The following is an 8763-nucleotide window of genomic DNA, read 5'->3' on the forward strand; positions in this document are numbered from 1 at the left end:
CCGACCCACGTCTGGGGAAGCCGCTGGGCGCGACCTGTGAGCGGGCGGGCGCGGCGGCTTCGGGCACGCCTCATCACGGCGCGACGCGGCGCGGCGCGGGGGCCGCGGGGCGCGGGGGGCGCGCGGGGCGTCGGCCCCGGGAAGCGGGAAGCGGGAAGCGGGAAGCGGGAGGCGGGAGGCGCGGTAGGGCCGGGCTGGGTCGGCTAGACGCCCCGGTCGGCGGGATCGGTGGGAATCGCCGACATCGGGTGACCGAGGGTGCCGGGCGAGGTGGCGTGGGACAGGAGTCGCAGGGCCGCCTGCGCGTCCGAGCCGGGCGCCGCGGTGACCACGACGAGCCGGACACCCGCCGCTCGTGGGACCGGGAGCGAGTGCTGGAGCACGTCCATCGCCCCGACCAGGGGATGGCACATCCGGTACTCGGCCAGGTCCCAGGCCCGGACCCGATGCTCGCCCCACAGCGCGGCGAACTGCGGGCTGCCCATGGACAGTTCGCCGATCAGTGAGGCCAGTCCCGGATCGTCGGGGTCCTCGCCGACCGCCGCCCGCAGCTTGCCGACGACGTCCCTGGCCTTCCTCGGCCAGTCCGTGCCGTACAGCTCGCGCGTGTGGGCGTCGAGGAAGACCAGCTTCGCCGTGTTCGGGCGCTCGCCCGCCCGCTTCGGGCTGTCGGGGTCCAGGTGGCCGGCGAACAGCGCGTGCCCGCTCGGGTTCCAGGCCAGGACGTCCGACCGACGGCCGAGCAGGATCGCCGGCGCGTCCCCGAAGGCGTCCATCAACTGCCGCATCGCCGCCGTGACCTGCTCGGCGGGTCGGCGCCGACGTCGCGTTCGCTGCCGTCCGTCACTGGACAGACCGTGCAGATGCCGCCGCTCGGCCTCGTCCAGCCCCAGCGCGCCGGCCAGGGCGTCCAGCACCTGCGGTGAGGCGTTGAGCGAGACGCCGCGCTCCAGCCGGGTGTAGTAGGCGACGCTGACCCCGGCCAGTTGGGCCACCTCCTCGCGGCGCAGCCCGGGGACCCGACGCTGGTCGCCGTAGTCCGGCAGGCCCAGAGCGGCCGGTGTCAGCTGGGCGCGTCGACTGGCGAGGAATTCGCCCAGTGGTGACGTGCCGTAGGTTCTGGCGGTCATGTCGTTCAGTATCAAGCGGCCCCAGCGGACGTGCCTGCCCCTGCCAGGGTCAGGCTGCTGCCCGTCGGACCGGTTCCGGGCGCGGTTGCACCACCGGATCAGACGTCCGGGCCGACCCACCGCCGGGGCCCGGGCTCCGATTCCTCCGCCGAGGCAGGCATGGGGTCACGATCGGGGAGCGGTTGACAGCGTTTCGGTTCCTCCGGTCATCAGGGCGAGGGTGCTGTGAGGGGCGTTGTCGTCGATCATGCGTGCGTACATGTCGTCGTCCGCCTCGACGGCTTCGGCACGGGCGAACATGGCCTGCTCGTGCCGCGCGAGCGCGGTCTCCGCATCTTCGGGGTGGGCGGCGGTGACGAGGGCGGCGAGTTCCGGCGCCCAGCTGGGCGCTGTCGCCCCGGTCGGTCTCGCCGGAGCGGCGGAAGCGGACGACCACACGCACCTCGTCGTCCGTCCGGACGTGGCCGGCGGGGCTGGAGCCGCCCCTACTCCGCGGATGCGTGCGCCGTGCACCCGGCGTTCAGACGCTGGCCCAGGAAGAGCGCCGCCCGGTCGAGGGCCTCGTCCGCCTCGTCCAGAACGCCGGCGAACGCCTGGAACACGTGCGGCACGTCGGCCGTGACGTCCAGGACGACGTCCACCCCGGCCGCCCTCGCGCGCGCGGCAAGGCGCGTGGAGTCGTCCAGCAGGACCTCGTTCGTGCCCACCTGGAGCAGCAGCGGGGGGAAGCCGGTCAGGTCGGCGAGGACGGCCGGGCTGAGCAGCGGCTGGTGCGGGTCGGCTCCGGCGAGGTACATGGCCCCGGTGTGTTCGAGGGCCTGACGGGTGAAGACCGGGTCGACGCCGTGCTTGGCGTCCATGCTCTCGCCCGTGCGGGTGGCGTCCAGGCCAGGGGAGAACGCCACGATGGCGGCGGGCAGCGGCAGGCCCGCGTCCCGCGCGGCCAGGCAGGTGGTGACGGTGAGTCCGCCGCCGGCCGAGTCGCCGGCGAACGCGATGGCCGAAGGGTCCGTTCCGTTGTCGAGGAGGTCGCGGTAGGCGCTCAGGGCGTCCTCGATCGCAGCCGGGAAGGGGTGTTCGGGGGCGAGCCGGTACTCCAGCGAGTACGCCCCGAGGCCCGTCCTGGCCACCAGCTGTCCCGTCAGCGACAAGGCCGTCTCAGGGGAGCCGAACACGAAGCCGCCGCCGTGGAAGTACAGGATCGTCCCCGCGCGCGGCCCGGCTTCCGGCTCCACGCGCAGGGCCGGTCGGCCGCCGAGCGTCGTGTGCGTGGTGCGGAGGCCGCCGGGCACGATCATCTGAGCCATCAGCGCCTTGAATCCGGCGCGGAGCGCCTCCACCGACCGGGGGCCCTCCGGTCGCGGCTGTCGCATCATCGCGTCGACCCGGGCCCGTTGTTCCGTGCTCATGGCTGTGCTCCCGTCCTCAGTAGATTCCATTACACTATATGCCGTGGCATATAAATCAAGCGGCGGACAGATCGACGTCCCCGGCTTCTTCGCCGATCTGGTCCGATGCGAGACGCGTCTGTACAACGCGCTCAACGACCTGCTGCGTGAGCGGCACGGGATCGTCACCTCACAGTTCGAGTTGCTGCGCTACCTGCGCGACCACCCCGGATCCCGGGTCGCGGACCTCGCCGCCGAGTTCGCGGTCGGCGTCGGCGCGACCAGCAAGGGCGTCGACCGCCTGGAGAAGCAGGGGCGGGTCGTCCGGCAGCCGAACCCGTCCGATCGCCGCTCCTCGCTGCTCGCCCTGACCGACGACGGTTCGCGGCTCATCGAAGCGGCGGAGGAGACCTTCACCCGGGGGCTTGCCGAGCTGGTCGGAGGCGCACTCGACGACGCCTCGGCGGCGGCTGCCGTCCACACCCTCGCAAAGCTGCGCTCCGAGCTGGAACGCCGTCAGATCGGGATGCCCACAGGCTGAGGGGCGTCGACGCCGGAGGCGATACCCTCGTGGCACGGGCCTGCGGCATGAAGGGATGGGATCGCGTGGACTGCGACGAGTTCGTCGAGCTGGTCACGGACTTCCTCGACGGCGCCCTGCCCGAGGCCGACGAAGCCCGTTTCGTCGAGCACCTCGCCGCCTGCGAGGGATGCGAGGCGTATCTGGAACAGTTCCGGCAGACCATCGACACCCTCGGCGTGCTCCCGGCGGACAGTCTCTCGGAACAGGCGAAGGACCAGCTGCTGACCGCCTTCCGTGGATTTCGGCGCGGGTAGCGGCGCCGCCTCAGCGAGACGAGTCGCGGAACGCGGCCAGCAAGGCGTCCCGGCACGCCGGAGCCGACACCGGCGACGGCTCCGACGCCGCCGGCGCGAGGAGTCGGACGGTCTGCTGATGCTGATCCAGCAAGGTCCGGCAGGCCGGGCAGCCGTCCAGATGGACGACCAGGAGCGTCTCGGACCTCTCGTCCAACGCGCCGTCGAGGTAGGCGGTGACGAGTTCGGCGAGTTCGGAGCAGGTCATGGCGCGCCCCGGCGCTGTGCGGCGGTACTGGCGGCGGCGGTACTGGCGGCGGCGGTGCTGGTGGCGGTGGTGGCGGTGGCGGTGGCGAAGTAGGTTTCGAGCCTGGCGCGCACCGCGGCGCGGGCCCGGTGCAGGATGACGCGCTGGTTGCCGGGGGAGATGTCGAGCAGCTCGCAGACCTCGTCGGAACTGTGCCCATCGATGTCTCGCAGCGTCACCACGATGCGGTGGCGGTCGGGGAGCGCGCCCAGGGCTTCGGCGAGGACGGCGCGGACCTCGCTCTTCAGGGCGGCGTCCTCCGGCAGCATCCAGGGCTGCGGCTGCTGCCCGGGGTTCCAGTGGCCGGGGTGGGGATCGTCGGAGGGCCGGAACCGCGACGGGTCGACGGTGGGTCCCTCGTCCTCGGGGAGCAGGCTGCTGAACGGCAGGGTGCGACTCTCCTTCGCCCCGCGGGTCCTGGCGGTGTTGACCAGGATGCGGAACACCCAGGTCTTGAGCGAGGCCCGCCCCTCGAACCGGGCGAGTCCCCGGACGACGGCGAGCCAGGTTTCCTGCACCACCTCCTCCGCCGTCGCGTTCGTGGACACGAACGAGCGGGCCAGGCGCAGCATCGACGGTGACCAGAGGTCCAGGACGAGCCCGAAGGCCGCCTCGTCCCCGCCGCGAAGACGCTCGACCAGCTCGTCGTCGGGCGGCAGGGGGACATCGCGTGCCACGAAGGCTCCTCGAGGTCGGGTACAGGGGTGCTCACCGCACGATACCCATCCCGTCCGGGCCCCGGTGCTCGCGGAAGACACTGGTAAGAAGTCAAACACCGTCCAGGGCTGCCCGGTTCGCAACACCGGAACGGTGGCAGGTGTGCCGCGGGCCCCCGCCCCGCCTACGCGGGGGAGCCCGCGGCACACCTGGGCAGGGCCGGCTAGCGCGTGACGGCCGCCATGCCGGCGGAGCTGGCAGGAAGCCCGGTGACGGTGACGGTCGGCTCTCCCGGCGTCCCGTCCGCGGTCAGCGGCACACCGTCGATGCGGCCGTCCTTGTTGTCCAGGATCCACAGCGCACCGCCCGAGACGGTGGCGTCGCCCACGTGGCCGCCCGGGGTGGCGGCGGTCGCGTCGAGCAGCCGCAGCGAGCCGTCGGCGCCGACGGCGAAGGTCGAGACCGTGCCCGATCCGGCGTTCTCGACGTAGGCGGTGCGGCCGTCGGCGCCGACGGCGACCCAGCACGCGGCCGTCTGCCCGTCGGGGACGGCGGCCGCCGTGTTCCGCAGCGTTCCGTGCGAGCGGTACCGGTACGCGCTGGCCGAGCTGGCGCCCGCACCGGCGCCGACGTTCGAGACCACGGCCGTGCCGCCCCGCCCGAACGCGAACCCGAACGGGGTCTGGCCGACCGAGGGAACCGACGACGCGGGACCGGGCGCCCCGGCCGAGTCGAGCGGCAGCACGTCGATGGTGCTGGAGCCCTTCTCCGTGACCAGCAGCGCGTCCCCGTCCGGCACGACCGCGACCTGCGCCGCCCCGGCCGCCCCGGCGGACAGGGACTGCCGGCCGAACTCGACCAGCCGTCCGCCGAGACGCCGGTAGGCGGTCACCGTGCTCTGGCCCAGGACGTAGACCCGGTCGCCGCGGGACGCGACGCTGACCGGCCCGGCGCCGGTGGGCGTGGTTCCCTCCAGGTGGAGCGAGCCGTGACGGTCTATCGAGAACCGCGAGACGGTGTCGGAACCGGCGTTGACGGCGTACAGGGTCCGACCGTGGTCGGCGACCGTGACCGCGCCCTGCGATCCGAGGCCGCCGCCGTTGCCGGCGCCGCCGGTCGCGAAGCGGCCGACGGACGACCCGTCGGCACGGTAGGCGAGGATCGCGTTGCCCGTGGCGGCGTTGGTCTCGGTGTAGACCGTGGTGGTGCGCGGGGCGTGAGCGTGCGCGACCGCGCCCGCGCCCGTGGCCGCCCGGGCGGGCGCGGCGACGGTGATCGCGCCGACGGCGCAGGCGGCCACGACGGCGCAGGACAACGCGTTCTTGGCGTTCAAGGGGAAGCCTCCGATGACTTCGTGGATCGATGACGATGTCTCAGTGCGTGGTGGAGGCAGATCCGTTACAGCGGATCCCGTCCGGAGGAGGGAGTGGGACGCCGTGGCGGCTACGGAGGTATCCCGCTTCGCGGGGGACGGGCGCGGTCGATGCTTGGACCTGGCAGCCGGAGTGACCTGTTCGAGGTGGGCCAGGACCCCGGGGGTGGACGCTGATGCCGGCAGAGCAGCCCGCCGGGACCCGCATGAGCGACTCGTCCAGGTCGTAGGTGGCCGCGTTCGCGGATTGAACTCCCGCACCCAGGTCGCCGCCGGACCAGGGTCCGGCCCGGCGCGCGACCTCCGGGCGGGGGCCGGCGGCCGCGTCCACGCCGACGCGTGCTCCTGTCAGTCGAGCGTCGAGGCCCAGCCGCGCAGGGTTTCGACGTACAACTGCGGGTCGTGCGCGTGCATGGCGTGGGCCGCATCGGGGAAGGACCGGTAGTCGCACCGCTGCCCGGCCTCGGTGATGATCCGCTGCACCTGGCGGGCCTGGAGGTCGGAGACGGCTCCCAGGAGGGTTCCGGTCTCCTCGTCGACGGCGCGGTAGTGGTGGGCGAGCAGGACAGGAGCCCTGACCGCGGCGAGCATGCGGGCGTGGTCGTTGGAGGCCGTGGCGGAACCGGTCCAGAAGGCGCGGGCCCACTCGGGGTCGTACTCCTTCATGCTCTGCGGTGGTTCGTCGCCGCCGAAGTAGCCGCCCGAGCGGCCGGACATCTCCGCCAGACCTCGAAGCAGCGCGGGGGGCAGTTCGCGCGGCAGCGCCCGCAGGAATCCCTGCCAGTCGCCGACCGACCACTGGTTCCCCAGGTACTTGCTGATGAGCTGGTGCATGGGGCCGACGACCTGGCTGGTGCCCTGGCCGTAGGCCGGTCGGATCTCCGCGGAGAACAGCGGCGCGTCCTCGAGGTAGGCGCCGCGGATCATGCCGGGCGGCGCGTACGCGGACAGCCACGCGGCGACCAGGCCGCCGGAGGAGTTGCCGGCGACGACGACCGGGTGCCTGACGCGTCCGGTGATGAACCGGACCAGGTCGTTGCCCATGTTGTCGACGGTGTAGCGCCCCGGGGTCCAGGTGGAGCGCCCCTGCCCGCGCAGGTCCACGGCGAAGACCTCGAAGTCGTCGGCCAGCAGCGCCATGGCCGCCTCGTAGGTCCACCAGGAGGTGCCCTGGGGCGGTATGAGCACCAGGGCCGGGTTGTCCGCGGAGCCGGTCGTGGCGTGGTTGACGGCCACCTCGCCGGTGTCGAACCTCGCCTCCGGGTACGCGTGCGGGACGTACGTGGTGTCGGGACTGTCGGGTCCGTAGTGCGGCATCGGTCTTTCCCCTCTGATGGTGGTGCCGGGTTGGGCGGATCCTCAGCCGAAGTAGCGGCCCTGCTCCAGGTCCTGAAGGAGCCCGGGGTGGACCGGCTGCCAGTCCAGCAGTTCGCGGGTCAGCGCGTTCGAGGCCGGCATGTCGTTGCCGAGGATGCGGGCCAGGAAGCCGAAGTGGGCGGCGGCGTCCTCGGCCGCAACGGCCTTGACCGGGACGTCCAGGTGGTCTCCGACGGCCTCGGCGATCGCCCGCAGCGGCACGCCCTCCTCGCCGACGCCGTGCAGGACCGATCCCGCGGGGGCCTGCTCCAGGGCGAGGCGGAACAGACGTGCGGCGTCGAGCCGGTGGACCGAGGGCCAGCGGTTGGCCCCGTCGCCGAGGTAGCCGGAGAAGCCCTTCTCGCGGGCGGTGCCGATCAGCATCTGGACCATGCCGCAGGTGTCCTCGTCGTGGACGGTCGGGGCGAGCCGGACGACGGACGAGCGCACGCCGCGATCCGCCAGGGCGAGTGCGGCCCGGGCGCCCGCGATCCGGGGGCTGCCCGAGGCGGGCGGGGTGTCCCGCTCGGTGCCCACCGGGCCGCCGGAGGCGATGACCAGGGGCCGGTCGGTGCCGGCGAGGGCCTCGCCGAACGTCTCGACCGCGGCCAACTCGGCGTCCGCCGCTGCCTGGTGCTGCGTAAGGTCGTGGCCGAAGGCGAGGTGGACGACCCCGTCGGACTCGGCCGCGGCGTCCCGCAGCACGTCGAGGTCCTCGATCGTGCCGCGGACGACCTCGGCTCCGGCGGCGGTCAGGGTGGCCGCCGAGGCGTCGGAGCGGGCGAGCCCGAGGACCTGATGCTCCGCGCCGACGAGCTCCGCGACGACGGCGGAGCCGATGAAACCGGTCGCACCGGTGATGAAAACGCGCATGGAAAAGCACTCCTTGTACAGACGGGTGAGGACCGGTCCGAGGGGCTTGCTGCCGCGCCCCGGCCGGTGCGTCCAGCCTGCGCCCCACCGACAGCGCGGGTCCAATGAATGTTTCGCAGTAGGCGATACGCCGCGCGTATCGAGCCTGCTCAGGGTGGTCACGACCGCGGTCGCAGGCGGGTGGGGTCGGCTGCCTGGAGGCTACGCTGAGGATGTGCCTGATTCGTCGCAGTCCCCGGCCGCAGCCTTCGACCTGCGCTTGGTGTGGTGTTTCACGGCGGTGGCCGAGTACGGGCATTTCGGCCGGGCCGCCGAGGCGCTGCACACCACCCAGCCGTCCCTGAGCCGCCAGATCCGCCGCCTCGAACAGCAGCTCGGCGTCAGCCTCTTCGAGCGCACCTCGCAGGGAAACCACCTCACCGACGCCGGGGAGGTCTTCCTGCCGCTGGCCACAGAGCTGCTGCGCGACGCCGACCGCGCCGCGGCCGCTGCGCGGGCCGCCGCCCGGCCCGGCCGGATCACCATCGGCCACACGCCCGGCATCATCGTCACCCCCGCTGTGCGCGAACTGCGTCACGCGCACCCCGACGCCGAGGTGCACATCAGGCAACTGACGCCGGACGAGCCACGTCCGGTCCTGCTGGACCACCGCGTGGACGCCGTGGTCGCCCGCCTGCCGTTTCCCACCGACGGGCTCGACGTGACGGACCTCTACGACGAGCCCCGGGTGCTGGTGGTGCCGCTGGACCACCGCCTGGCCGGCCGGACGTCGGTCACCCTGGCCGACATCGCCGACGAGCCCCTGCCCAAGGTGCGCGGAGCCGACCCGCTGGCCAGCGCCTTCTGGCGGATCGACCCCCGCCC

Annotated in this window: 11 protein-coding genes; 3 read left to right on the plus strand and 8 right to left on the minus strand. The window is 73.1% G+C overall.

From position 1 onward, the window contains the following. Window positions 1–203: 203 nt before the first annotated feature. The 3 genes from TR50_RS15845 to TR50_RS15855 all read right to left on the minus strand — a co-directional run bounded on the left by TR50_RS15845 (window position 204) and on the right by TR50_RS15855 (window position 2539). Window positions 204–1130, minus strand: a complete 927-nt coding sequence (locus TR50_RS15845; RefSeq protein WP_042421073.1) for a helix-turn-helix domain-containing protein — start codon at window positions 1128–1130, stop codon at window positions 204–206. Window positions 1131–1295: 165 nt separating this feature from the next. Continuing rightward, the gene (locus TR50_RS15850; protein WP_042421077.1) at window positions 1296–1568 is read right to left on the minus strand and encodes a hypothetical protein; all 273 of its coding nucleotides are present in this window, start codon (window positions 1566–1568) and stop codon (window positions 1296–1298) included. A 47-nt stretch (window positions 1569–1615) separates the two neighbouring features. Beyond that, window positions 1616–2539 carry an alpha/beta hydrolase gene (locus TR50_RS15855; RefSeq protein ID WP_042421080.1) on the minus strand — a complete coding sequence of 308 codons (924 nt, stop codon included), beginning with the start codon at window positions 2537–2539 and terminating at the stop codon, window positions 1616–1618. A gap of 43 nt (window positions 2540–2582) precedes the next feature. On the opposite strand from TR50_RS15855, the gene TR50_RS15860 reads away from it, so the two are divergent. Together TR50_RS15860 and TR50_RS15865 are read left to right on the plus strand one after the other, a co-directional pair. After that, complete coding sequence (locus TR50_RS15860) at window positions 2583–3059, plus strand: MarR family winged helix-turn-helix transcriptional regulator (RefSeq protein ID WP_042421083.1); 477 nt, start codon at window positions 2583–2585, stop codon at window positions 3057–3059. Window positions 3060–3124: 65 nt separating this feature from the next. After that, a complete protein-coding gene (locus TR50_RS15865) occupies window positions 3125–3355 on the plus strand; it encodes an anti-sigma factor family protein (protein ID WP_042421086.1) in 231 nt (76 codons plus the stop codon). 10 nt (window positions 3356–3365) lie between these two features. On the opposite strand, the gene TR50_RS15870 is transcribed toward TR50_RS15865, so the two are convergent. The 5 genes from TR50_RS15870 to TR50_RS15890 all read right to left on the minus strand — a co-directional run bounded on the left by TR50_RS15870 (window position 3366) and on the right by TR50_RS15890 (window position 7899). Beyond that, window positions 3366–3602 (minus strand): anti-sigma factor family protein, encoded by a 237-nt coding sequence (locus TR50_RS15870; RefSeq protein WP_042421089.1) that lies wholly within the window; start codon window positions 3600–3602, stop codon window positions 3366–3368. After that, the gene (locus TR50_RS15875) at window positions 3599–4318 is read right to left on the minus strand and encodes an RNA polymerase sigma factor (protein WP_236654437.1); all 720 of its coding nucleotides are present in this window, start codon (window positions 4316–4318) and stop codon (window positions 3599–3601) included. Before TR50_RS15875 ends, TR50_RS15870 begins: the two co-directional genes overlap by 4 nt. Window positions 4319–4521: 203 nt before the next feature. Next, complete coding sequence (locus TR50_RS15880) at window positions 4522–5631, minus strand: lactonase family protein (RefSeq protein WP_042421092.1); 1110 nt, start codon at window positions 5629–5631, stop codon at window positions 4522–4524. A 387-nt stretch (window positions 5632–6018) separates the two neighbouring features. Continuing rightward, a complete protein-coding gene (locus TR50_RS15885; RefSeq protein WP_042421095.1) occupies window positions 6019–6987 on the minus strand; it encodes an alpha/beta fold hydrolase in 969 nt (322 codons plus the stop codon). A 42-nt stretch (window positions 6988–7029) separates the two neighbouring features. Beyond that, on the minus strand, window positions 7030–7899 hold the full coding sequence (locus TR50_RS15890) for an SDR family oxidoreductase (protein WP_042421097.1): 870 nt from the start codon (window positions 7897–7899) through the stop codon (window positions 7030–7032). Window positions 7900–8113: 214 nt separating this feature from the next. Between TR50_RS15890 and TR50_RS15895 the strand changes: the two genes are divergently transcribed. Next, window positions 8114–8763 (plus strand): LysR family transcriptional regulator (locus TR50_RS15895; RefSeq protein WP_042421338.1); only part of this gene is annotated, 650 nt, incomplete at its 3' end.

Source organism: Streptacidiphilus anmyonensis (assembly GCF_000787855.1).
In the GTDB taxonomy this organism is placed as follows: Bacteria; Actinomycetota; Actinomycetes; order Streptomycetales; family Streptomycetaceae; genus Streptacidiphilus; species Streptacidiphilus anmyonensis.

What these genes read in the sequence shown, in the direction of transcription:
- TR50_RS15845 (WP_042421073.1), bottom strand. Translation starts at nt 1,130, where the DNA reads ATGACCGCCAGAACCTACGGCACGTCACCACTGGGCGAATTCCTCGCC.
- TR50_RS15855 (WP_042421080.1), bottom strand. Translation starts at nt 2,539, where the DNA reads ATGAGCACGGAACAACGGGCCCGGGTCGACGCGATGATGCGACAGCCG.
- TR50_RS15870 (WP_042421089.1), bottom strand. Translation starts at nt 3,602, where the DNA reads ATGACCTGCTCCGAACTCGCCGAACTCGTCACCGCCTACCTCGACGGC.
- TR50_RS15885 (WP_042421095.1), bottom strand. Translation starts at nt 6,987, where the DNA reads ATGCCGCACTACGGACCCGACAGTCCCGACACCACGTACGTCCCGCAC.
- TR50_RS15890 (WP_042421097.1), bottom strand. Translation starts at nt 7,899, where the DNA reads ATGCGCGTTTTCATCACCGGTGCGACCGGTTTCATCGGCTCCGCCGTC.